General features: G+C 63.2%; 28 protein-coding genes. 7 read left to right on the plus strand and 21 right to left on the minus strand.

Annotation, left to right across the window (positions count from 1 at the left end):
- Positions 1-26 precede the first annotated feature (26 nt).
- The 3 genes from rarD (at position 27) to FCS99_RS03865 (ending at position 2,429) form a co-directional block, all read left to right on the plus strand.
- Positions 27-938, plus strand: a complete 912-nt coding sequence (gene rarD, locus FCS99_RS03855; RefSeq protein WP_138510758.1) for an EamA family transporter RarD — start codon at positions 27-29, stop codon at positions 936-938.
- 97 nt (positions 939-1,035) lie between these two features.
- Entirely contained in the window at positions 1,036-2,001 is a 966-nt protein-coding gene (locus FCS99_RS03860) for an alpha/beta fold hydrolase (RefSeq protein ID WP_138510759.1), read from the plus strand.
- Between the two features lie 26 nt (positions 2,002-2,027).
- On the plus strand, positions 2,028-2,429 hold the full coding sequence (locus tag FCS99_RS03865; RefSeq protein ID WP_138510760.1) for a hypothetical protein: 402 nt from the start codon (positions 2,028-2,030) through the stop codon (positions 2,427-2,429).
- Between the two features lie 6 nt (positions 2,430-2,435).
- Here FCS99_RS03865 and FCS99_RS03870 read toward each other — a convergent pair whose 3' ends face one another.
- From FCS99_RS03870 to FCS99_RS03890, 5 genes are all read right to left on the minus strand, one after another.
- Complete coding sequence (locus tag FCS99_RS03870) at positions 2,436-2,765, minus strand: VOC family protein (RefSeq protein WP_138510761.1); 330 nt, start codon at positions 2,763-2,765, stop codon at positions 2,436-2,438.
- A gap of 81 nt (positions 2,766-2,846) precedes the next feature.
- Complete coding sequence (locus FCS99_RS03875; protein WP_138510762.1) at positions 2,847-3,986, minus strand: serine hydrolase domain-containing protein; 1,140 nt, start codon at positions 3,984-3,986, stop codon at positions 2,847-2,849.
- Between the two features lie 51 nt (positions 3,987-4,037).
- Positions 4,038-4,523, minus strand: a complete 486-nt coding sequence (locus tag FCS99_RS03880; protein WP_325053213.1) for an MmcB family DNA repair protein — start codon at positions 4,521-4,523, stop codon at positions 4,038-4,040.
- Between the two features lie 47 nt (positions 4,524-4,570).
- Positions 4,571-5,719, minus strand: coding sequence for a hypothetical protein (locus FCS99_RS03885; RefSeq protein WP_138510763.1), 1,149 nt, complete (start codon positions 5,717-5,719; stop codon positions 4,571-4,573).
- Complete coding sequence (locus FCS99_RS03890; RefSeq protein ID WP_171036231.1) at positions 5,629-6,273, minus strand: DUF3857 domain-containing protein; 645 nt, start codon at positions 6,271-6,273, stop codon at positions 5,629-5,631. Before FCS99_RS03890 ends, FCS99_RS03885 begins: the two co-directional genes overlap by 91 nt.
- A gap of 135 nt (positions 6,274-6,408) precedes the next feature.
- Between FCS99_RS03890 and FCS99_RS03895 the strand changes: the two genes are divergently transcribed.
- Positions 6,409-6,816 carry a metallopeptidase family protein gene (locus FCS99_RS03895; protein ID WP_138510765.1) on the plus strand — a complete coding sequence of 136 codons (408 nt, stop codon included), beginning with the start codon at positions 6,409-6,411 and terminating at the stop codon, positions 6,814-6,816.
- Here FCS99_RS03895 and FCS99_RS03900 read toward each other — a convergent pair.
- From FCS99_RS03900 to FCS99_RS03960, 13 genes are all read right to left on the minus strand, one after another.
- A complete protein-coding gene (locus FCS99_RS03900; RefSeq protein ID WP_138510766.1) occupies positions 6,804-7,517 on the minus strand; it encodes an NAD-dependent deacylase in 714 nt (237 codons plus the stop codon). The two genes, FCS99_RS03895 and FCS99_RS03900, sit on opposite strands and share 13 nt — an antisense overlap.
- Before the next feature lie 104 nt (positions 7,518-7,621).
- Entirely contained in the window at positions 7,622-8,014 is a 393-nt protein-coding gene (gene rplS / locus FCS99_RS03905) for a 50S ribosomal protein L19 (RefSeq protein ID WP_138510767.1), read from the minus strand.
- On the minus strand, positions 8,011-8,751 hold the full coding sequence (gene trmD / locus FCS99_RS03910) for a tRNA (guanosine(37)-N1)-methyltransferase TrmD (protein ID WP_138510768.1): 741 nt from the start codon (positions 8,749-8,751) through the stop codon (positions 8,011-8,013). The genes rplS and trmD overlap by 4 nt, the downstream gene beginning before the upstream one ends.
- On the minus strand, positions 8,744-9,301 hold the full coding sequence (gene rimM / locus FCS99_RS03915) for a ribosome maturation factor RimM (protein WP_138510769.1): 558 nt from the start codon (positions 9,299-9,301) through the stop codon (positions 8,744-8,746). Before rimM ends, trmD begins: the two co-directional genes overlap by 8 nt.
- A 187-nt stretch (positions 9,302-9,488) precedes the next feature.
- The gene (gene rpsP / locus FCS99_RS16315; protein WP_138510770.1) at positions 9,489-9,962 is read right to left on the minus strand and encodes a 30S ribosomal protein S16; all 474 of its coding nucleotides are present in this window, start codon (positions 9,960-9,962) and stop codon (positions 9,489-9,491) included.
- A gap of 37 nt (positions 9,963-9,999) precedes the next feature.
- Positions 10,000-11,538 (minus strand): signal recognition particle protein, encoded by a 1,539-nt coding sequence (gene ffh / locus FCS99_RS03925; protein ID WP_138510771.1) that lies wholly within the window; start codon positions 11,536-11,538, stop codon positions 10,000-10,002.
- A gap of 235 nt (positions 11,539-11,773) precedes the next feature.
- Positions 11,774-11,968 (minus strand): hypothetical protein, encoded by a 195-nt coding sequence (locus FCS99_RS03930; protein WP_138510772.1) that lies wholly within the window; start codon positions 11,966-11,968, stop codon positions 11,774-11,776.
- 237 nt (positions 11,969-12,205) lie between these two features.
- Positions 12,206-12,505, minus strand: a complete 300-nt coding sequence (locus FCS99_RS03935) for a hypothetical protein (RefSeq protein ID WP_138510773.1) — start codon at positions 12,503-12,505, stop codon at positions 12,206-12,208.
- An 88-nt stretch (positions 12,506-12,593) separates the two neighbouring features.
- Positions 12,594-13,217, minus strand: a complete 624-nt coding sequence (locus tag FCS99_RS03940) for a hypothetical protein (RefSeq protein WP_138510774.1) — start codon at positions 13,215-13,217, stop codon at positions 12,594-12,596.
- 15 nt (positions 13,218-13,232) lie between these two features.
- The gene (locus FCS99_RS03945; RefSeq protein WP_138510775.1) at positions 13,233-14,522 is read right to left on the minus strand and encodes a dicarboxylate/amino acid:cation symporter; all 1,290 of its coding nucleotides are present in this window, start codon (positions 14,520-14,522) and stop codon (positions 13,233-13,235) included.
- A 115-nt stretch (positions 14,523-14,637) separates the two neighbouring features.
- Entirely contained in the window at positions 14,638-14,940 is a 303-nt protein-coding gene (locus tag FCS99_RS03950; protein WP_138510776.1) for a hypothetical protein, read from the minus strand.
- Positions 14,941-15,064: 124 nt separating this feature from the next.
- Positions 15,065-15,586 carry a carboxymuconolactone decarboxylase family protein gene (locus FCS99_RS03955; RefSeq protein WP_138510777.1) on the minus strand — a complete coding sequence of 174 codons (522 nt, stop codon included), beginning with the start codon at positions 15,584-15,586 and terminating at the stop codon, positions 15,065-15,067.
- Between the two features lie 156 nt (positions 15,587-15,742).
- Positions 15,743-16,294 carry a peroxiredoxin gene (locus FCS99_RS03960; RefSeq protein ID WP_138510778.1) on the minus strand — a complete coding sequence of 184 codons (552 nt, stop codon included), beginning with the start codon at positions 16,292-16,294 and terminating at the stop codon, positions 15,743-15,745.
- A gap of 129 nt (positions 16,295-16,423) precedes the next feature.
- Between FCS99_RS03960 and FCS99_RS03965 the strand changes: the two genes are divergently transcribed.
- Entirely contained in the window at positions 16,424-17,326 is a 903-nt protein-coding gene (locus tag FCS99_RS03965; protein ID WP_138510779.1) for a hydrogen peroxide-inducible genes activator, read from the plus strand.
- Here the strand turns inward: FCS99_RS03965 and FCS99_RS03970 are convergent.
- Entirely contained in the window at positions 17,317-17,676 is a 360-nt protein-coding gene (locus tag FCS99_RS03970) for a hypothetical protein (protein ID WP_138510780.1), read from the minus strand. The two genes, FCS99_RS03965 and FCS99_RS03970, sit on opposite strands and share 10 nt — an antisense overlap.
- A 223-nt stretch (positions 17,677-17,899) precedes the next feature.
- Between FCS99_RS03970 and FCS99_RS03975 the strand changes: the two genes are divergently transcribed.
- Both FCS99_RS03975 and FCS99_RS03980 read left to right on the plus strand, forming a co-directional pair.
- Complete coding sequence (locus FCS99_RS03975; RefSeq protein WP_138510781.1) at positions 17,900-18,424, plus strand: GbsR/MarR family transcriptional regulator; 525 nt, start codon at positions 17,900-17,902, stop codon at positions 18,422-18,424.
- Between the two features lie 63 nt (positions 18,425-18,487).
- The gene (locus tag FCS99_RS03980; RefSeq protein ID WP_233352648.1) at positions 18,488-19,429 is read left to right on the plus strand and encodes an acyl-CoA desaturase; all 942 of its coding nucleotides are present in this window, start codon (positions 18,488-18,490) and stop codon (positions 19,427-19,429) included.
- Between the two features lie 17 nt (positions 19,430-19,446).
- On the opposite strand, the gene arsC is transcribed toward FCS99_RS03980, so the two are convergent.
- On the minus strand, positions 19,447-19,806 hold the full coding sequence (arsC, locus tag FCS99_RS03985; RefSeq protein WP_138510783.1) for an arsenate reductase (glutaredoxin): 360 nt from the start codon (positions 19,804-19,806) through the stop codon (positions 19,447-19,449).
- An 84-nt stretch (positions 19,807-19,890) separates the two neighbouring features.
- Positions 19,891-20,742 (minus strand): HpcH/HpaI aldolase/citrate lyase family protein, encoded by an 852-nt coding sequence (locus FCS99_RS03990; protein WP_138510784.1) that lies wholly within the window; start codon positions 20,740-20,742, stop codon positions 19,891-19,893.
- Positions 20,743-20,765 lie beyond the last annotated feature (23 nt).

A 20,765-nucleotide genomic window follows, 5' to 3' on the forward strand; every position in this document is an offset into this window, starting at 1 on the left:
CGGAAGGCCTGACAGGGAGTGCCGCCATGACCACCGGTTCCGAGAACGAGACTTCGATCCGGCCCTTCCTGGCCGCCGGCTTTTCGGCCTATCTCCTGTGGGGCCTGTCGCCGCTCTTTTTCCAGCTTCTGGCCTTTGCGGACCCGGTCGAGATCATCCTGCACCGGATCATCTGGGCCGTTCCGCTACTCCTGACAGTTCTTGCCATTTCCGGGAAGGTCAAATCGGCCTTCACGGCCATCCGTGACCATCGCATCCTGCTGACACTCCTTGCCACTTCGGCCCTGATTTCCGTGAATTGGTGGGGGTTTATCTTTGCCGTCAACACCGGACACGTACTGCAGGCCTCGCTGGGCTATTACATCAATCCGCTGATGAGCGTCGCCGTTGGCGTCATCATCCTGCGCGAACCGCTGGGGCCTTACCGGATCGGTGCCATCGTGCTGGCCGCGCTCGGCGTGATGAACCAGATCCTGACCGTCGGGGAAGTGCCCTGGCTCTCTTTGCTCCTGGCCACCAGTTTCACGGCCTATGGCTATCTGCGCAAAGTGGCCGCGGTGGACGGACGGATCGGCCTGTTCTGGGAGACCGTCTTCATCCTGCCCATCGCCGTGATCGGACTGACCGTCATCAATTTCAGCGGCCAGGGACACTTCCATGAAAGCCCGGTCCAGGCCGTTCTGCTGATGGCCTCCGGCCTGGTCACGGTCGTGCCGCTCCTGCTCTACACGATCGGGGTGCGCGGCCTGCGCCTCTCGACGATGGGCCTGCTCCAGTTTGTGGCGCCCACGCTCCAATTCACCATTGGCGTGGCCAGCGGCGAGCCTTTCGCGCTGGGCAATCTTTTGACCTTCGCCCTGATCTGGTGCGGGGTGGGCCTGTTCGTCCTGTCGACCCTGCGCCGGGATCTCAAACCGGTGGTTTCGCCGCCTGAATAGAACGGATGCGGGCGGCAGGGCTTGACCCGGAATCCGGCCCGGCCTCTCCTGTGGCAAGCGCCGGTCACAGGCGTCACTCACGGGAGGCTCGCACACATTGACCGACTTGCCTGCGCCGACGCGCATCGCCACCAACGGGATCGAACTTTCGGTTCACCTCGCCGGTCCCGAAACGGGCCCGGCTGTGCTTCTGGTCCATGGCTGGCCGGAGCTGGCGCATTCCTGGAAACACCAGATCCCGGCCCTTGCCGACGCCGGCTATCGCGTCATTGCGCCCGATCTGCGGGGCTTTGGCGGTTCCGACTGCCCGCCGGACGCTGCGGATTACGGCATTGATGAACTGGTCGGCGACCTGACCGGCCTGCTCGATGCCCTGGGCCATGACCAGGCAATTTTCGTCGGACATGACTGGGGCGGGATCATTGTCTGGCACGCCGCCATGCTCGCCGCCGAACGGGTGGCCGGTGTGATCGGTGTGAACACACCGCACCTGCCGCGGGGCTCCGAACCGCCGCTCAAGGCCTTCCACGAGATCGGCGGGGATGACCACTACATCGTGCGCTTCCAGGAAGAGGGCTATGCGGAAAGCCGCTTCACCGGGCGCGAGAACGATTTCTTCGCCTTCATGTTCGGTCGCCCCCTGTCGGCCGCCAGTGCGGAAAATGCCCTGCCGGGAGTCTCGCACCTGCCGCGCCGGTTCGAGGACTTCAATGGCCGCGACGAGGCCGATATCGTGGTCCCGGCGGAAGAACGCGCCCACTACGCCGAGGCCTACCGCAAGACCGGCTTCGCCAGCACGATCCACATGTACCGGAATTTCGACGCCAATTGGGAACGCATGGGCGGTGTCGATCATCGTCTCGCCATGCCCTGTCTGATGGTGTCTGCCGAACGGGATGTTTTCCTCTCGCCCGCCATGACCCGCTGGATGCCCGCGCTCTGCAAGGATGTGGAAATGCACACGATCGAGGCCTGTGGTCACTGGACAATGTGGGAGGCACCCGACAGCCTGAACCGGCTCATGCTGGATTGGCTGGACCGGCGTTTTCCGTCTAGTCTCTGAACAACAGGGCTTTTGGGGGGCGAGACATGGGGCAAGGGGATTGGAGTCTGGATGGGCAGAGGCACATCGCGGAGCTCAATCTTCGTCCCCAGCAGACCCTGCTCGAGCTTCGCAATGATATCGCGACCCTGCCGTATTTGGCCGACTGGACGCCCGATTACGACATGCTGCTGATCATTCCCGAGGACGCCGCGCTCGACACCTTCACGCCGGAAGGGCTGGCCGCCCACCAGGACTTCATGCGCGGCTGGAATGCCCAGCATCGCGATGGGGCGCAGCCCAAGACGGCCCTGGTCTGTTCCAATGACCTCAAACGGGTGATCCCGCATTTGTGGGAAGCGATGACGCGGGAGGGCTGGAAGACCCAAATCGGCGTTTTCCCGACCCGTCAGGAAGCTGTGGCCTGGCTGGCACGGCCTGACGACTGAACCGGCTCAGAACTGGTCGAACAGGAGCGTGCGGCCGTCCGGGTCCTTGATCATGAAATGGGCCGGACCGCTATCGCTGTCGATCTCGACACCCTCCGCCCGGTCCAGATCCTTCAGATGCGCCAGGATCGCCCGCGCATCCTTCGGATTGAAGGTCAGCACATCCTCTTCGAACATGCCCTGAAACAGGCCGATCTTGGTCTCGCCATTCTGCAGGATGACCCAGTTCTGGGTCAGCTCCCCGCCGACGACCTCAAAGCCCAGCGCGACATAGAATTCCAGCGATTTGAGTATGTCCTTGACGGCCAGCGAAACCGAAAACTGTCCCAGATCCATGGCAAATCCCCTCTCACTTCGTGATCAGGCTAGAGGGATTGCCCGTCTTTGTCTGCCCAGAGCAGAACGACGCCTCAAAGCCTACAAACAGGCATAGGCCGCTTCGATCAGTTTCACGCTGCGCGGATCGCCAGCGAGATAATGCATCTGCCGGTTCATGACATAGGCGCCGGACAAGCGTTTGACCGGATCGGCAAAACCGCAGGATCCGCCCCAGCCGGAATGGCCCAGCGTCTCCGGCGTCGGTCCGTAGAAGCCCGGCGTGACATTGCGCATGATGCCGGCCCCCCAGGACAGCTCGAAGGGCAGGACCTTGTCCTCGCCCCGCACCCGCTCGCGGGTCAGGGCCTCCAGCGTGGCCGGTCCGATGAAGCGCTTGCCGTCCAGCTTGCCGTCTTGCGAATAGACATCCATCAGCCGCGCAATCGCACCGGCGGTGGCGTGGGCATTGGCGGCCGGAAACTCCGCCTTGCGCCACTCCGTGGCGCCGCGACGTCCCGGCGAGGACCAGGCCTTCCCGAAGGCCAGTTGGCGCGGCAGGGTCATCTCGCCCAGATCCGGCAATTGGCGCGGCATGGCATGCTCGGCCGCGCGGCCATGCTCGCTTTCCGGCAGGCCGACATGGAAGTCGATCCCGGCCGGACCGCAGATATCCTCGCGCAGAATGGCGCCGATGGACCGCCCATCCGTCCGCCGCGCCAGAGCATCGGCGATAAAGCCGAAGGTGACCGGGTGATAACCCGACCCTGTCCCCAGCTTCCAGAGCGGAGCCTGGCGGGCGAGACGGGATTCAATCAGGTTCGCATCAAACCAGTCTCCCGCATCCATTTCCTCGGCAATTCCGGACAGGCCGGCCTGGTGGGAGAGGGCTTGGGCGACGGTCACCTCGGACTTGCCGCCGGCCGCAAACTCCGGCCAGTAATCGGCCACCCGGGCCTCGTAGTCCAGCAGGCCGCGATCGACCAGCTTGCCCATGACGAGGGCCGCCACCGCCTTGCCCGTGGAATAGACCGGCACCAGCGTATCGGCCTCCCAGTCACGGGATTTCTTGCGGTCGGCCCAGCCGGCATGGATGTCCACCACGGTCTCGCCCTCGAGCCGCAGGGCAAAGCCGGCGCCGATCTCGTCAAACTCGGACCAATTGGCGAGGAAGGCCTCCGCGACCGGTTCGAAACCGGTGGCGACATGGCCGTGCAATTCGGGAAGCGTGTCGGTTGTCATGCCTCTTGGCTAACGCTGCCCGCGGGGCGGATCAAGCCATGTTGGCGGCACTCACAGTGAGGGCGTCGGCCCTTCATCCACCCGCATCAACCGGTCGGCCGCTGCACGGGCAAAGCGCAGGGTCAGGGCCTTGCGGCGCGCCGGGGCCAGGGTGAGGACCGGACTTTCACGCACCACCGCGCCGCCAAACCCGTCCGCCACAATGAGACCGGCATGCTCAGGGATCAGGTCGTGGGGAAAGCGCTGCGAGACCGCAAAATAGATCCGCTCGCAATAGCCCTGGTAATTCTCCCACTTATTGTCGGCCCGGAAGTCGGCAATGCCGGACTTGATCTCGACAATGGTCATTTCACCCTTGCGACCCACCGCCATCAGATCAGCGCGGCGGCCATCGGGCAGGATGAATTCGGGAATGGCGGAATAGCCCATCTGCCAGAGCAGACGCGCCGCCCCGCGCATCAGCGCCTGGGCATCATCAATATCCGGATTGGACGCGGAAGCGACATCAGACAGGTCCATGCCGCCAGCATGTTCCATATTTGTTCACCTGACAAGATGCCGGCTTCAGGGCCGGGTCGCGGGGATCAGGGCACGGCGTCCGGTGCCGCCTCCTCCGCGTCCGGGGCCTCATTCCAAAGGTCAAAGCCGTAATAAACCAGCTCGCGGAAATCCTGGTGTTCCCGCAGGACTTCCGGCGCAGCGTCGGCCTCGACCGAGCGCGACAGGCTCTCCAGGTCGAACTGCATGCGATAGCCGGCACCCCGGTGCCAGGTCCGGTGACGGAGGCGGAAGCCCGGATTTTCGATCGTTTCGTCCTGGTCTTCCAGGTCCCAGCCTGCCCCACCATTGGTCAGGCGCAGATCAATCACATGGCGCGAATGGATCGGATAGGAGATGGCGAGCGGTGTGTTCCGGCGCCGTTCGGACTCCGTATTGACCAGCGCGTCGACGCCATGCGCCACGAAGGCAAAAGCATAGGCACCGTCCTCTTCCCCGTCTTCATAGGGGTCAGCCAGTTCGACATGTTCGGTGATCACGATCCGGTTGGCCTCGCGATCATCCTCGATCTGCATGTCCTCGACATGGCGGCTCGGCCCGAAATACCGGTTGTAGAAGTCCAGATAGTCGCGCTGCAGACCCGGGCGGCCGCGACTGGCGATGGAGCGACGCATGGCATCGGCAGCGCCGCGGGTGAACACGGTATGGGCGGTCAGCGTGGCCGGCGCGTCACGGCCTTCCCCGATATCGATGATCTCGTTGACGACAAGGGTCGGCTCGGAAGAGGGCGTCTCCACCGCCATAGGCACCAGCCCGTCTCCGGACCGGTCGAGCGGCAGGGCAAAGCCGTAATCGGCCTGTTCCAGAACATCCAGACGCCCGCCCTGGAAGGAGGCCGTCGGATCGAGCCAATAGTCCTGACCATTAAGCCGGGCCCGGACGATGATGTGGTCAAAGGCACCCGGTGACGGGAATTGCTGGTCGAGGCCCGGTCCCGCGCCCAGACTGACCAGGGCCGGATCGGCCTCGATACCCAGCGCCTCGGCCAGGGCCAGCAAGAGCATCGTCTTGGCCTTGCAGTCCCCGAACCGGGTCTGCAGCGTCTGGTCCGGTGCCACCGGCACGAAGGAGCCTTCGCCATAGGTCAGGGCCAGATAGCGGATTTCGTCCTGGACAAAGCGCAGGGCCGCGACCAGACCGAGCGCAAATTCCGGCGCTCCACCGGAACCGTCCAAGCCAGGCCATAAACCCGGAAATACTCCTCGCCATAGGCCGGATTCTTGCCCCGGCGCGTATAGGCGTAATCGAGCACATCGCCGACGCGCAGATCATTGATCCGGATCAGCGCCGTGGCCCGGCCATTGAACATCAACCGGTCGGCATCGGACTCCTGGCGCACAATGTCGATCTGGATGGCGTCCTGCCGGTCCAGCACTTCGCCATCCCGGATCACACGGACATGATTGAAGGCAATGGTCTCCCAGGCCGGGTCGAATCCGATGTCGAAATTCGCCATCACCTCGACGCCCGAAACATTCAGCGCCTCCATCACCATGCGGTAATAGAGCACCGGTTCCTCGCCCCGCATGTCCTGCTGGTCATCCACCAGAAGGTATTGGACACCGCTATAGGCCTCGAATTCGGCGTCTTCAGGGGTCGGGGCGGTGACGGGTTGCACAAAATCGGGTGCGGGCTCGAAGTCGATCCGCTCCGGCAGCGGCGCCGCCATGCCGGACAAATCCCAATCCGGCTGGGCGCTGGCCGGCATCGCCAGCAGAATCCCCGCCATACAACTCGCAATGATACGCAACATGCCCGTCCCGCTCTGTTTCCCCAGGCCAGATTATGGCCCTCTCCGTACCGTGCAAGCCTGGCGTGCGGGTGGCGGCTTGCCAATCGCATCTGTGCACGCCACACAGGCAGGATGACCCGACCCGCTGATCTGATCGCCCCTTCGCTCGAGGATTTCGAGGATTTGGCCGCCGACGCCTTCAGCAGCCTGCCGGCGGATTTCCGACGCCTGTGCAGCCGGGTGGAGATCTTCGTCGCCGATTTCGCCGATGGCGAAACCCTGCGCGAACTCGACATGAAGGATCCGTTCGAACTCACCGGCGTCTATATCGGCATCGATTTGACCCAGAAATCCGTCAGCGACCCGTCCGGCGAACCCGACCGCGTGATCCTGTATCGCCGCCCGATCCTGGATGAATGGGCCGAGCGCGGGGATCTGCCTCTGGGTGAATTGGTCACCCACGTCCTCGTCCACGAGATCGGCCACCATTTCGGGCTTTCCGATGAGGCCATGCACGCCATCGAGGATCAGGTCGGCTGAGCCAACATCCGCTCCACCCAGCGCGGCACCGCTTCGCTGGCCGGACCTGAGACGCGCGCGTCAAACTGCGGTGAGGTGTCCGTCTCGGCCAGATTGATTTCGGTGAGATGAGCCCCGGCCTGCCCCGCCACCTGGGAAAAGCCGGCGGCCGGATAGACCGTGCCGGACGTGCCGATCGCAGCAAAGTGGGTACAGGTCTCCAGTGCCTGGAAAATCAGGTCCATTTCAAGCGGGATCTCGCCGAACCAGACCACGTGCGGCCGCAGGAAGCCGGGCTGCTGGCAGCGCGGACAGGGCGTGTCCGTCCCCAGTTGCAGCGGCGCCTCCATCACGGAGTGACAGCCGATGCAGCGCATCTTCTTCAACTCGCCATGCATGTGGACCAGGCGTTCCGATCCGGCCTGCTCATGCAGATCATCGACATTCTGCGTGACCAGGAGAAACTCGCCGCCGCGCGCAACCCAGTCCCGTTCCAGCCGCGCCAGCGCCTCATGGGCCGCATGCGGTCTGGCGTCGGCCAGATTGGCGCGCCGCGCATTGTAGAATTCATGCACCTTGAAAGGCTGGGCCTCGAAGGCTTCCGGGGTCGCCAGGGCCTGCCAGTCGAACTTCGCCCACAGCCCGTCCGTATCGCGGAACGTGCCCAGGCCGGACTCGGCAGAAATGCCTGCACCGGTGAGAATGACGAGAGAGCCGCTCATGCGGGAAGTTAAACGCGCACCGGGCCCGAGGTGAAGCCGGTGGAGACACAAAAAACCCCGCCGGTTTCCCGACGGGGTTTTTGAAATCGCACAAGAGCGAAAGCCTACTTCTTGGCTTCGCGCTTTTCGATGCCGCGGCCGGAGACGCGTTCGGCGATACGGGCGGACTTGCCGCGACGGTCGCGCAGGTAATAGAGCTTGGCGCGGCGGACTTTACCCTTCCGCTTGATCTCGATCTTCTCGACGTTCGGCGAGTAGACCGGGAAGACGCGCTCGACACCTTCACCGAAGGAGATCTTGCGAACCGTGTAGCTCTCGTTCAGGCCACCGCCATTGCGGGCGATGCACACGCCTTCGAAGACCTGGATCCGCTCACGCTCGCCTTCCTTGATGCGAACATGGACGCGCAGCGTGTCGCCGGCGCTGAAATCCGGAATGGTCTTTTCGCCCAGGACGCGGGCGGCTTCTTCTTTTTCAAGCTGCTCGATCATGTTCATCGTGCATTCTCCTTGCGCGCCTTGTACCTCTGCCAGAGGTCGGGGCGCCGCGCCTTCGTAATCTTTTCAGACTGCTCCTGGCGCCAGGCCTCGATGCGGCCATGATGCCCGGAGAGCAGCACGTCGGGGATCTCTTCACCCTCAAACACGCGCGGTCGCGTGTAGTGAGGATATTCGAGGAGATCGCCCTCGAAACTCTCATCTTCGGTCGACATCGGGTCGCCCAGCACGCCGGGGAGAAGTCTCACACAGGCCTCGATGAGAACCTGGGCTGCAGCTTCGCCACCGGCCAGCACGGCATCGCCAACACTGACCTCTTCCATTTCGCGGCTCTCGATGACCCGCTGATCCAGGCCCTCGAAGCGTCCACAAAACACGACAACGCCAGAACCCGCCGCCCATTCCCGAACCCGGGCCTGGGAGAGCGGTCGTCCTCGCGGCGTCAAATAGATCAACGGCCGTTTCTCACCTTGCCAGCGAGACTGCACCGCATCGATCGCCTCCGTGGCAACATCCGGCCTGAGCACCATACCAGCGCCTCCGCCGGCCGGGGTGTCGTCCACGGAGCGGTGCTTATGACGGGAAAAATCCCGGATGTCCACAGTTTCTAGCGCCCACAACCCATGATTCGCAGCTGATCCGATCAGCGACACGCCAAGGGGTCCCGGAAAGGCGTCCGGGAACAGGGTCAGCGCCGTCGCCGTCCAAGGCAGGGCAGGGTTTTGGGCGTCAATCATCGGACTTGCCACCCGCCTCTTCCTCGGCCTTCGAACCCACCTCTTCCGGCGGATCGATGGTGATCACGCCATCGGCCAGGGAGATGTGGGGGACGAATTGGCGGGTGAAGGGGAGCATCCAGCTGCCTTTGCGGCCCGGCGTGCCGGTGACTTCCAAGAGATCACTTGCGCCGAAATCATGCACGGCCTTGAGAGTGCCCATGGGGGCACCGTCCAACGCCTGGACTTTCAGGCCGATGAGATCGGTGTGGTAGAATTCGTCCTCGTCCAGCTCCGGAAGGGCCGTACGCGGAATGTAGAGACGGGTGCCCTTGAGAGACTGGGCCTTGTCGCGGTCCAGTGCCTCGGCAAAGCGGACGATGAACCCGTCCTTGGTCGGCTTCCAGATTTTCGGGGTCAGGAGAACCCGGCCCTCTTCATCCAGGAAGGGACCATAGGCAAAGGCATCCGCAGGCTGACCGGCAAAGCTCTTCAGCTTGCACTCCCCCCGCACCCCGTGCGCACCGGCCAGGGCGGCGATGAAGATGAGATCATCAGCGGGTTGGGTCATGGGGTGTCGATCCGCATAAGGTCCTCGCCCTTGATGGGCGAGGGGGACCGCGCGACTGCGCGGTGGAGTGGGTGGGAGCGAGGTGATCCCTGGAAGCGCTCCGGGCTTCACCCCTTCCGACCCAGCGCTGCGCGCTGGCCCACCTTCCCCATCAAGGGGAAGGATGGGTCAACGGCGTCGAAAAATCCTATTCGGACTTTTCTTCTTCAGCGGCTTCCTCAGCCGGCGCTTCGGCTTCAGCGGCCGGAGCTTCTTCTTCGGCCGGGGCTTCGGCTTCAGCCTTGGCAGCGGCCTCGGCTTCTTCCTGGGCCGCCTTCAGTTCGGCTTCCTTCTCGGCCTTCTCGGCCTCGCGTTCCTTGGCCTTCTGACCCGGCTCGGCTTTTTTCGGGTTATTGCCCTGTTCCCACTTCCAGGCGTCCGCCTCGACTTCGTGGATGAAACGGCCGACACGGTCAGTCGGCTGGGCGCCCTTGGCGATCCAGGCCTTCACCTTTTCCATGTCCAGCTGAACACGCTGGCCATCTTTCGGCAGCATCGGGTTGTAGGACCCGATCTTCTCGATGAAACGGCCATCGCGCGGGGCGCGGCTGTCAGCAACGACGATACGGTAGTAGGGACGCTTCTTGGCGCCACCACGGGCGAGACGGATTTTCAGAGCCATTGTTTTAGTCCTTCAAAGTCAGTTCTGAATTACGCGATTACTTTTTCGGCAGACCGATGGGCAGGCCATCGGGGCCGAGCGGGGCCCCTCCGCCCAGACCGGGCAGGGAGGCAGGTTTGGAATTTCCGGAGCCCAGCCCCGGCATGCTGGCGCCCGACGGCGCCTTGCCACCGAGCAGGTCCTGGGTGGCCGCGCCCATATCGGCCGGGTTCATGCCCGCCATGCCGGGCGGCATTCCGCCCATCATGCCAGCCAGACCGCCTCGACCCTTCTTGCCGGCCTTTTTCATCATGTCGGCCATCTGGCGGTGCATCTTGATCAGCTTGTTCACGTCCGCGACGGTCACACCGGACCCGGCAGCGATGCGCTTCTTGCGAGAGGCCTTGAGGATTTCCGGCTTGGCGCGCTCCTGCGGCGTCATCGACAGGATGATCGCTTCCTGGCGGGTCAGCATCTTGTCGTCCATGCCGGCGGCGGAAGCCTGGGCCTGCATTTTCTTGTTCATGCCGGGCAGCATGCCCATGATGCCGCCGAGACCGCCCATTTTCTTGAGCTGGCCGAACTGTTCGCGCAAATCCTCGAGGTCGAACTTGCCCTTGGCCATCTTCTTGGCCATGCGGGCGGCTTTTTCCTCATCGACGTCCTGCGCGGCCTTCTCGACCAGGGAGACGATATCGCCACGCCCCAGGATGCGGCCGGCGAGGCGTTTGGCGTCGAACGCGTCCAGCCCGTCGGGCTTTTCGGAGACACCGAGAAACTTGATCGGCAGGCCGGTGACATGGCGCATGGAGAGAGCGGCACCGCCGCGGCCATCACCATCCATTCGCGTCAGGACGAGACCGGTCAGCGGCAGGCGTTCATGGAAGCGCTTCGCCGTCTCCACGGCGTCCTGACCGGTCAGTGCATCGGCGACCAACAGGGTCTCGCGCGGCCGGGTCGCGGTCGCGATCGCCTGCGCCTCGGACATCATGTCCTCGTCGATCGAGGTGCGGCCCGCGGTATCGAGGATGACGACGTCAAAGCCCTGCAGCTTGCCCGCCGTCATGGCGCGCTTGGCGATATCGACCGCCTTCTGGCCCTTCACGATCGGAAGGAAGGCGACATCCACCTGGCCGGCCAGCTGCTGGAGCTGCTCCATCGCGGCCGGACGGCGCGTGTCGAGCGAGGCCAACAGGACCTTTTTCTTGTGGCGTTCGGAAATGCGCTTGGCGAGCTTGGCGGAGGTGGTGGTCTTACCGGAACCCTGCAGACCGGCCATCAGGATGGCAACCGGCGGTTCGCCTTCCAGGGCCAGGCCTTCCGGCTCACCCTCGCCGCCGAGCAGGTCGACGAGGGCGTCATGGACGATCTTGACGACCTGCTGGCCCGGAGCGACGGCGCGGATGACATCCTCACCGACGGCGCGTTCCTTGATCTGGTTGACGGCTGACTTGACGACCGGCAGGGCGACATCGGCCTCGAGCAGGGCGACGCGGATCTCGCGCAGCGCGGCATCGACGTCCTTCTCCGACAGCACACCGCGCCCGGTGAGCTTGTCGAAGACTCCGCCCAGTCTTTCTGTCAGTGCATCGAACATGCGTTCGTCCTTCAGTCCGCTTCATCCTCACAAGGCCTGCGCCGGAACCTGACCGCACAAAGCAGATCAGCCCCGCTGAGCGAAACCTTCGCCGAGCAGGGTTCTCGCCGACCTCCCCCGTCAGGTGGGACGGATGTGCCGGTAAGACAAGCGTGCAAGCTTGCGTGATGAAGGCGGGGCAATACGCGGGGTGTGGAAAAGAGTCAAGCCGGAGCGCGGACGCACAGCGGGTGCGCTAGTTGGCGATCTCGGTATCCGAGGCCGCCATCACCGTGTCCGACGGCTCCGCCGTGTCCGCGATGACCAGGGAGGGGCCGGACGGACGGGCCGAGAAGAGCAGGCCGAAAACGGAGACAAAGAGGATCCCGGCCGTCAGCCACAGAAGGGCGGACTTGGCTACAACGCGCAGGGCGAAATCGGCCTTGGCCATGATCTATTCCTCTCCAGAAGCGCCGCCGTTTCCCGGTCTTGGCGCGGGCGAATCCGCTTTGATCGCCTGTCTTCGATTCAGCGCGGAGTCCCTTAATGAACACCTACTGGGGCCCCGCGAATGCGCCTGATCGTTAACACGCAACAAATAAGGCTAAAATTGGTCCGTCTCTGCGACCATCCCCGGAATTGGGGAGGCTGTGTCTTTTCAGCAAGCCCAGCAGGAGGCGATCCGCGATCACGAAGATGAGAGCCGCCGCCACAGGTCCGGAAGCCGCCAGACAAACCAGACGGCCGTCCACAGATTGCCCAGAAAGAAGATCGGCAGGATCCAGAACAGGCTTGTCCAGACCTTCCGTTCAAACCCGGCAATGACCAGGGCCGACAGGACGAAGCCGAAATACAGATCAAACAGGGTGACTCGCCCCCAGGGATCCCGGACCAGCCAGGCCCCGGCGGCGGAGAAGTCCCCGGCCCCGACGGCGAGGGCAATCAGACCCGCCAGGACCAGGGAGAGAAGCAAAAGGATCCAGCGCATGGTTGGGGGCAAACGCCTCTTCTGCTTCCAGGGACATCACTGTCTACGCGGGAAGCCGGAGGCCGGATCACTGAAAACGTTTTCGGGTCTAGCCGTCCCTGCTGGTGGGCGGCACGCACTGGCGGACAGGCTCACGTGACTGGACCGGGAAAGTGGAGACCCAGCACTGGTCAAACACGGAGCAATAGCAGGTCTCGAAACTGATATCGTGGCGGACCGAATCAACAGCCCGCCAGACAGCCAGGCCCCGGGCCTGGGTCTCCGCGTCCGGCTGGTCGAACGTGATGAACTCAACCGTCTGCTGGGGCGCCAGGAAGCGCATCTGGACGTCGTCGAAGATGAGCGCCATCTCGCCATCCCGGAAGAGGCCGTGCATGTAGGGCAGACGGTCCGCCTCCGGCACGCTGTCCGGCACGCAGCATTGCGCCATGAATTGCGACGTATCGGTGATCAGCTGATCATTCCAGCGCATGGCGAGGTAATGGACCTGCGCCGGGCCGAGGCCGGTATTGCTCACTTCGATCTGGATCTGCCACTCATCGGCTTCGGCGTTGAAATTGCCGTGCCCGATCTGGATGAGCGGCATCACCGAGGCTTCCATGGTGCGCTGCATGACCACGCCCTGGAAGACTGCCACGAAAAGGGAGGCCAGCGAGATGACGACCACACACCCTGCCACGACCATTTCGATGGTGCGGTAGTGGAACTTCATCGCGCCGGCTCCGGTCTAGATCACCGCCGGATCGCGGAAGCGTTCTTCATCCAGCTCGCCTTCCCACTTGGCCACAGCCGTCGCGACCGCGGCATCGCCGGTCACGTTCACGGCAGTCCGCGCCATGTCCATAATCCGGTCCACCGGCAGGATGAAGCCGACAATGATGGCCGTGTGTTCGGCACTCACCCCAAAGGTCGAGAGGACGGTCGCCAACAAGAAGAGGGAAGCGGACGGGATACCCGCAGCTCCGATCGAGACCAAGGCCGCCGTAATGGCGATCAGGATGTAGTGAGCAAGGTTGATGTCATACCCGAAAGCCTGCGCCGTGAAGAGGGCCAGAATACCCAGATAGAGTGCCGTGCCATCCATGTTGATGGTGGACCCCAGCGGCAGGACAGAGCCCGCAACCGGCTTCTTGATGCCCAGGTTGTCGGTAGCATTTGTAATCGTCACCGGCAGGGTGGCCGAGGACGAGGCCGTTGAATACGCCACAGCCTGGGCATCCAGGATGCCGCGGAAGAAGCGGACGAGCGGCAGATTGAGGACCACTCGGATAAGGAAGCCATAGGTCAGGAACATGTGAATGAGCAGTCCGATATAGACCGCTGCAATCAGCAGGGCGATCGCCCGGAGGGATTCAAAGCCCTGCGTGGCAACCGTATGGGACACCAGGGCAAACACACCGAAGGGTGCCACCTCCATCACCCAGTGGGTGATTTTGAGGAAAACGGAAGAACCCGCGTCGAAGAAGGACCCGAATGCCGCGCCTTCGCTGCGCGTTGCGAGAATGGCCGCGCCGATCAGCAGAGCAACGAATATGATGGCGAGCACATCACCATCCGCCAAGGCTGCGACAATGTTCTCTGGCGGGATTTCCAGGAAGCTTCCCAGAACCTGAAGAATGGCGTCCCAGAAATTCTGCCCCTCGGGTACGGGTGCCGCCTGAGCCTGCCCCAGATCAGCGCCAATACCGGGGCGCATGACCGTGCCGACAATCAGACCGATAACATTCGCGAAAAAGGTGGTGCCGAGATAGAGCGCAAGGGTTTTGGCGCCTAGAGAGCCCAGCTTGGCCGGATCGCCCATCGCCATCACACCCGAAACAAGCGTGAACAAGATCAGGGGCACGATCATCATCCGGATCAACTGAATGAAGAGATCGCCCACCGGACGAACCCATTGTTCCAGCCACGGTCCAGCCGCATCGCCCATGATGTTGGATAGTGTGAGACCGAACACCAGACCCAGTGCGAGCGCGACCAGCACCCGCTGCCACAGTTTGATCTTTAACCACCAGCCCATGAAACTCTCCCCTCGATGGCGCCCAATGCGGCGCGCAAACGTGTGACCGCACACTAGAGTGTGTCGGCAGAGGGTCAATCAGCGGGGTGTTTCAAATCTCCGGGAGACCGGCGGTCTAGCGGGCTTTCGGGTGTGCCATCAGCTTGAGCAGCGCGGCGGGCACGCTGAGCGCGGAGCCCACGCAGCCGGCCAGAAGGGCCAGACCGCTCAGGGAGCCCGGTCCGGTCAGCAAGCCGGCCAGGACCAGCGAAAGCGACAACACAGCCGGCGCCAGAACCCGCAACCAGGGCACGTCCGCATAGTGGGCAGCCTGGAAAACCGTTTCCTTGGAGAACCACATCCGTCCGCCATGCTCACCTTCGTCGGTGCGCGTGGTGCGCTTGGGCAGCGGATCGAGCGTATGATCTATCATCGACATACGCTCATTATACGGATTTTTAGCGGGCGCGCAAATCGGCGTTTGCGCGCCCACTTAATTTCCCGAAATCAGACCGTTGGAGTCAGGTCTTCAAGGGGTTTGAATTTTGGCGAAACGCCGAAACTCAGCTTTCGGCGAGAACCACATGGGCGACCGCGTTCACGGTAGCCGCAATCCGGACCGCCGTCTGGATCTGCGCCGTGGTCAAACCATGCTTGCGCAGCTCGGCTTCATGGCTGTCGATGCACAGGCCGCAGCCATTGATCGCGGAGACGGCCAGGGACCACAGCTCGAAGTCGGCCTTGTCGACGCCCGGATTGGCCAGGACATTCATGCGAAGCTTGGCCGGAAGCGTGCCGTATTCCTTGTTCTTCGACAGGTGCAGGAAGCGGTAATAGACATTGTTCATGCCCATGATCGCCGAGGCGGCCTTCGCCGCATTGGCGGCTTCCGGCGACAGCACGGCTTCGGCTTCCGCCTTCAGGGCTGCCAGCGTCTTGGGTTCGCCCACGGCATGGGCCGCGGCGAGGAAGGTGCCCCACTTCTTCTGGTCATCGAGATCGGTTTCACGCGCCAGGGAGGACAGGTTGAGTTTCAGGTCCTTGGCATAATCGGGAAGTTCGCTTTTCAGCGCATCAAGGCTCATCGCCGTCTCCTTCGAGGGACTACGACCGGGGTACAGTCACGGGTTTTTCGGGAAAATTAGGTGCCCCGGAGCCATGTGGGTCACACAAGGGCCGGCTCCGGGGCAACTGACCACCCAATTGGAGGGCGGGCGGTCAGCCAGGTCTTGTCGGGCGACTTAGGCCGCCAGGGTGTCACCGCCAACAGCGCGGTTGCACGGGCACAGCTCGTCCGTCTGCAGGGCGTCGAGGACGCGCAGCGTGTCTTCCGGGTTGCGGCCGACATTCAGATTGGTCGCGTAGACGTGCTGGATCGTGCCTTCATCATCGACGATGTAGGTGTAGCGATAGGCCACGCCTTCCGGGGAGCGGACACCGAGGCTGTCGACCAGGGAACCGGTCGTGTCGGCAAACTGCCAGTGACCCAGCTTGTCCAGGTCCGGGTGCTCGCGGCGCCAGGCCAGCTTGCAGAATTCATTGTCCGTGGAACCGGTCAGCACGATGGCGTCACGGTCGGCGAACTCTTCAGCCAGATTGTCGAAGGCCACGATCTCGGTCGGGCAGACGAAGGTGAAATCCTTCGGGTAGAAGACGATGACCTTCCACTTGCCCGGGAAGCTTTCATTCGTCAGCGTTTCGAAGGCGCTTTCGCCATTTTCTTCGTGAGCGTTGAAGCCCGGCTTCACACCGGTGACTTCGAATTCGGGAAGCTTGTCGCCAATACCCAGCATTGATCTCTCCATGTTTTCAGTCGAATCCGGCCGGAGCCGGCTTGTTGTGATGCGCCTGCTATGACGCGGTGCACCAAATAAATCTAATGGATTGTTTTTTGCGATGCCATAGCTATTATCTATGGCATCATGTCGCAACTCCCCACCCTCCGCCAATTGCAGTTCCTGATCGCCCTGGCCGAACACGGCAGTTTTTCCCGGGCGGCCGAAGCGGTCTTCGTGACCCAGCCGACCCTGAGTGCGGCGATCAAGGAATTGGAGATGACGCTGGGCACGGTCCTGGTCGAACGCGGCGCCCGCGGAGCCGTTCTCACCCATGCCGGCGAAGCCGTGCTGGAACGCGCCCAGCGCGTCATGGCGGAGGCCGAGGATCTGGTCATCGCCGCGCAGGCGGCCGGCGAACCGCTCAGCGGCCCCTTCCGGCTCGGCGTCATCCCGACCATTGCGCCCTTCCTCCTGCCCAAGGTCCTGCCGACCCTGCGGATCAAGCATCCCAAGCTGGAGGTCTTCCTGCGCGAGGACCTGACCGAGCGCCTGTTTGACGGGCTGCGCGAGCGCCGCCTCGATGCGGCGCTGGTCGCCCTGCCCTATGAAAGCCCGCTGATCGAGACGAAATCGATCTGGTCGGACGAATTCCTGTTCGCCTGCACACCGGATCACCCGCTGGCCGGGCGCAAGACGCTGGATCCGTCCATGCTTGAAGACGAACCCCTGCTCTTGCTGGAAGACGGGCATTGCCTGCGCGACCACGCCCTGGCGGCCTGCTCCACGGGCACGGCCCGGTCGGACTTTGCCGCCACCAGCCTGCACACGCTCGTCCACATGGTGAAATCGGGTCTCGGCGCCACCCTCTTGCCGCGCATGGCCGTGGATGCGGGCCTGGTGGACCAGATGGGCCTGGAAGTCATGCCCTTTGATCCGCCGGTCGCCGGCCGCGAGATCGGTGTCGCCTGGCGCAAGGGTTCCGCCCGCGCCGAGGAAGCGCTGCAACTGGGCGAAGCGATCCGGGAAAGCCTGACCGGTCAGGCCTGACCGGACAAACAGCCTGCCAGCCTGCCGGGATTGAGCAGATCGATCTTGTTGATCGGCCCCGTGACCCTGAAGGCATAGTCCGAGGTGTCCAGCCGGGGCGCGTCCGCCGTCATCAGGATGACATGGCCTGCATAGCCGGACTGGGCGATCTGAGTCAGCGTATCCTCGAAATTGTCATACGGGGGCAGGCAGCGGTCCAGGAAGACATGATCAAACACTTTCGGGTCCGCGGCGATGAAGCCGTCGAGCGCGTCAAAGCCCTCGAATTCGAGATCCGGATTTTCCGCCCGGCCCAGCTCGGACAAAATCAAATGTTCGACCGTGTCGTCATCCACGATGGCGATCCGCATGCATTCTCCAATTCGGCCCTTGCCCGGGATGCATCACCCGAGGGCGAATCATCCGGCCGGAATAAGAAGGCTAGCAGGCCGAATCCGTCTGCATACGGCCGCGCGTGTCATGATTAATTCACCAGACATGGACAGGGTCTTAAGGCGTGCGGCGCGAGGCCGCATTGGCGCTCGCCCCGTCTCGTGTTTCTGTCGTGACAGAAATTGATGAAGGAGACGGGCCATGCACCTGTCCGAACCGATGCAGCGTTTTGTGGTCCACTGGGGCGAGATGGGCGCCCGCTGGGGCGTCAATCGTTCCATCGCCCAGATCCATGCCCTGCTCTACCTCGCCGACCAGCCCCTGGACGCCGAGGAGATCGTCGACACACTGAAGATCGCCCGCTCCAACGTCTCCAACTCGCTCAAGGAACTCCAGCAATTGGGTCTGGTGTCACGGGAACAGGTGCTCGGCGACCGGCGGGACCGCTTTGTTGCCACGCATGAGCCCTGGGACATGCTGATGGCCATCGCCGAGGCTCGCAAGCAGCGCGAGGTCGACCCGACCATCGCCTTCCTGCGCGAATGCGCCGACGCCGCCGAAGCCGACAGCTCAACCCCGAAACACGCCGCCGAACGCCTGCGCCGGATGGAAAGCTTCGTCGGCAATCTGACCGACTGGTACAGCCAGGTCCGCGCCATGCCCCAGGGCACTCTGGTGAAGCTGATGAAACTCGGCGCCAAGGTCGCCAAATTCGTGGGCGGCTGAGACCGCCCCTTTTTTGATTTCCAATTTCTGTTTCGACAGAAATTAATGAAGGAGAGCATTGCCATGATTTCGACGGACCGGGTTGAAGGCCACGCCCGAAGCAGCGCCGTCACCGGTCAGGTCAAATGGGCGCCGGTGCGCTCGATCTGGACCGGCAGTCTGTTTCTGGTCGGAACCGTCGGGGCGGTCGCCACCGTCTCGCTCGAGAACGTCCTGATCTTTCTGGCCACCACGGCCATCACGATCGGATTGGGACATTCGATCGGCATGCACCGCCTTCTCATCCATCGCAGTTTTTCCTGCCCGCGCTGGCTGGAATATGTCCTGGTCTGGCTGGGCGTTCTGGTCGGCATGGCCGGGCCGATCGGCATGATCCGCATCCATGATCTGCGGGACTGGGCGCAGCGTCAGACCGACTGCCACGACTTCTTCGCCCATCGCCGGGGCTTCTGGCAGGACGCCGCCTGGCAATTGCACGGCAAGCTCGACCTGCGTCATCCGCCCCGCTTCCGGCTGGAAGCCAGGGTCGCCAAAGACCCGGTCTATCGCTGGATGGAACGCACCTGGATGCTGCAGCAGATCCCTGTCGCCGTCATCCTCTGGCTTCTGGCCGGTTGGGATGCGGTGATCTGGGGCGTGGCCCTGCGGGTGACAGTCTCGCTCTCCGGGCATTGGCTGATCGGCCATTTCGCACACCGCGACGGGCATCAGACCTGGCGCGTCGAGGGCGCTGCCGCCCAGGGATTCGACCTGCCCTGGGCCGCACTCATCACGTTCGGGGAAAGCTGGCACGGCAATCACCATGCCTATCCCGGCTCGGCCCGCCTCAGCCAGCGCCCCGGCGAACTGGACCCGGGCTGGTGGGTGCTCCAGGCCTTGGCCCGTATCGGACTGGTCCGCGATATCGTCACAGCAGCGACCCTGCCGCACCGGCCGGGCCTGCTACGGGTCGACCCCGATGACCGTCATCATTGCCCCTGCCTGGGCCTGTTTTCCCAGGACTGAGAGAAACGACGCGCGACCTAGCTGTGGAAGAGTTCCAGGACTTGCTCCGGCGGACGGCCGATCATCGCCTTGTCCTGGTAGATCACGACCGGGCGTTCGATCAGTTTGGGGTTCTCGGACATCGCCTTGAACACCGCTTCCTCATCCTCGATCGCCTTCAGGCCGAGCTCGCGGTAGATCGCCTCATTCTTGCGCAACCATTCGTGTGCCGAGGTATAGCCCAACTGTTTCAGGACCGTTTTCAGCTCGGCCACGCTGGGCATGTCGGTCATGTATTCGCGAACGGTCAGATCGCCGCCCCGCGCTTCCAGCAAGGCCAGGCATTGCCGGGATTTCGAACAGCGGGGATTGTGCCAGATAATCGTTGAATCGCTCATTTTTCTTCCTTTTGGTCCCGCGATCAAAGCCGGTCTTGGGCGGCAACATCAAGTCTCCGCCTGCATTTCACTGTTCAGACAAGTCTAGATGTCGTTGTCGCCAGCCATGGATAACAGGGCCCGGGCGGCCTCCAGATGCAGGCGTTCCACCATATCACCATCCAGTGAAATCACACCCTTGCCGGCGTTTTCCGGATCGGTGAAGGCGGCCACGATCCGGGCCGCCCGCTCCAGTTCTGCCGGGGTCGGGCCGAAATACAGATGCGCCAGATCGACCTGTCCGGGATGGATCAGGGTCTTGCCGTCAAAACCCAGCACGCGTCCCTGTTCCGCCTCGGCCCGGAAGCCTTTCGGGTCGCGGAAATGGTTGTAGACACTGTCCAGCGCATAGAGATTGCGCGCCCGGGCGGCGCATACGATCTGCGCCAGATGCGGCACCAGGGCGAGCCGGTCATGATCCGGCGAACAGCGCAATTCCTTGGCCAGGTCATTGGTACCGGCAATCAGGCCCGCCAGTCCGGTTCCGGTCGCACCGGAAATGCCGGGCAAGTTCATCAAGCCCAGCGGCGTCTCGATCATGGCCCAGATCGGGATGGAGGAACCGTGCGAGCTCAGGGCCGAGCGCACTTCATGCAGATCACCGACCTGCTCGACTTTCGGGATGATGACAGCATCCGCCAGCTGTGCCGCGATCCGCAGATCGGCCGCCCCCCAGGGCGTGTCCAGCGCATTGACCCGTACGGTGCGGATGGCCCCGGAGGCCGACCAGACATCCATCGCCGTGTCGACGGTGGCGCGAGCCTCCTCCTTCTCGTCCGGTCCCACCGAATCCTCCAGATCGAGGATCAGCAGATCCGCGCCGACATGGGCCGCCTTGTCGATGGCGCGCGGTTTGGAGGCCGGTACAAAGAGGGCGGAACGGATCAGGCGGCGCATCGTTGGATCAAAAAGCTTCGATG

The organism is Maricaulis alexandrii, from assembly GCF_005871165.1.
GTDB classification, from domain to species: Bacteria; Pseudomonadota; Alphaproteobacteria; order Caulobacterales; family Maricaulaceae; genus Maricaulis; species Maricaulis alexandrii.

Bases quoted from the DNA above. Each gene is read 5' to 3' on its own strand.
- rarD (WP_138510758.1), top strand. From the start codon at position 27: ATGACCACCGGTTCCGAGAACGAGACTTCGATCCGGCCCTTCCTGGCC.
- FCS99_RS03865 (WP_138510760.1), top strand. From the start codon at position 2,028: ATGGGGCAAGGGGATTGGAGTCTGGATGGGCAGAGGCACATCGCGGAG.
- FCS99_RS03870 (WP_138510761.1), bottom strand. From the start codon at position 2,765: ATGGATCTGGGACAGTTTTCGGTTTCGCTGGCCGTCAAGGACATACTC.
- FCS99_RS03875 (WP_138510762.1), bottom strand. From the start codon at position 3,986: ATGACAACCGACACGCTTCCCGAATTGCACGGCCATGTCGCCACCGGT.
- FCS99_RS03880 (WP_325053213.1), bottom strand. From the start codon at position 4,523: ATGGAACATGCTGGCGGCATGGACCTGTCTGATGTCGCTTCCGCGTCC.
- FCS99_RS03890 (WP_171036231.1), bottom strand. From the start codon at position 6,273: ATGGCGGGGATTCTGCTGGCGATGCCGGCCAGCGCCCAGCCGGATTGG.
- FCS99_RS03895 (WP_138510765.1), top strand. From the start codon at position 6,409: ATGACCCGACCCGCTGATCTGATCGCCCCTTCGCTCGAGGATTTCGAG.
- FCS99_RS03900 (WP_138510766.1), bottom strand. From the start codon at position 7,517: ATGAGCGGCTCTCTCGTCATTCTCACCGGTGCAGGCATTTCTGCCGAG.
- rplS (WP_138510767.1), bottom strand. From the start codon at position 8,014: ATGAACATGATCGAGCAGCTTGAAAAAGAAGAAGCCGCCCGCGTCCTG.
- trmD (WP_138510768.1), bottom strand. From the start codon at position 8,751: ATGATTGACGCCCAAAACCCTGCCCTGCCTTGGACGGCGACGGCGCTG.
- rimM (WP_138510769.1), bottom strand. From the start codon at position 9,301: ATGACCCAACCCGCTGATGATCTCATCTTCATCGCCGCCCTGGCCGGT.
- rpsP (WP_138510770.1), bottom strand. From the start codon at position 9,962: ATGGCTCTGAAAATCCGTCTCGCCCGTGGTGGCGCCAAGAAGCGTCCC.
- ffh (WP_138510771.1), bottom strand. From the start codon at position 11,538: ATGTTCGATGCACTGACAGAAAGACTGGGCGGAGTCTTCGACAAGCTC.
- FCS99_RS03930 (WP_138510772.1), bottom strand. From the start codon at position 11,968: ATGGCCAAGGCCGATTTCGCCCTGCGCGTTGTAGCCAAGTCCGCCCTT.
- FCS99_RS03935 (WP_138510773.1), bottom strand. From the start codon at position 12,505: ATGCGCTGGATCCTTTTGCTTCTCTCCCTGGTCCTGGCGGGTCTGATT.
- FCS99_RS03940 (WP_138510774.1), bottom strand. From the start codon at position 13,217: ATGAAGTTCCACTACCGCACCATCGAAATGGTCGTGGCAGGGTGTGTG.
- FCS99_RS03945 (WP_138510775.1), bottom strand. From the start codon at position 14,522: ATGGGCTGGTGGTTAAAGATCAAACTGTGGCAGCGGGTGCTGGTCGCG.
- FCS99_RS03950 (WP_138510776.1), bottom strand. From the start codon at position 14,940: ATGTCGATGATAGATCATACGCTCGATCCGCTGCCCAAGCGCACCACG.
- FCS99_RS03955 (WP_138510777.1), bottom strand. From the start codon at position 15,586: ATGAGCCTTGATGCGCTGAAAAGCGAACTTCCCGATTATGCCAAGGAC.
- FCS99_RS03960 (WP_138510778.1), bottom strand. From the start codon at position 16,294: ATGCTGGGTATTGGCGACAAGCTTCCCGAATTCGAAGTCACCGGTGTG.
- FCS99_RS03965 (WP_138510779.1), top strand. From the start codon at position 16,424: ATGTCGCAACTCCCCACCCTCCGCCAATTGCAGTTCCTGATCGCCCTG.
- FCS99_RS03970 (WP_138510780.1), bottom strand. From the start codon at position 17,676: ATGCGGATCGCCATCGTGGATGACGACACGGTCGAACATTTGATTTTG.
- FCS99_RS03975 (WP_138510781.1), top strand. From the start codon at position 17,900: ATGCACCTGTCCGAACCGATGCAGCGTTTTGTGGTCCACTGGGGCGAG.
- FCS99_RS03980 (WP_233352648.1), top strand. From the start codon at position 18,488: ATGATTTCGACGGACCGGGTTGAAGGCCACGCCCGAAGCAGCGCCGTC.
- arsC (WP_138510783.1), bottom strand. From the start codon at position 19,806: ATGAGCGATTCAACGATTATCTGGCACAATCCCCGCTGTTCGAAATCC.
- FCS99_RS03990 (WP_138510784.1), bottom strand. From the start codon at position 20,742: ATGCGCCGCCTGATCCGTTCCGCCCTCTTTGTACCGGCCTCCAAACCG.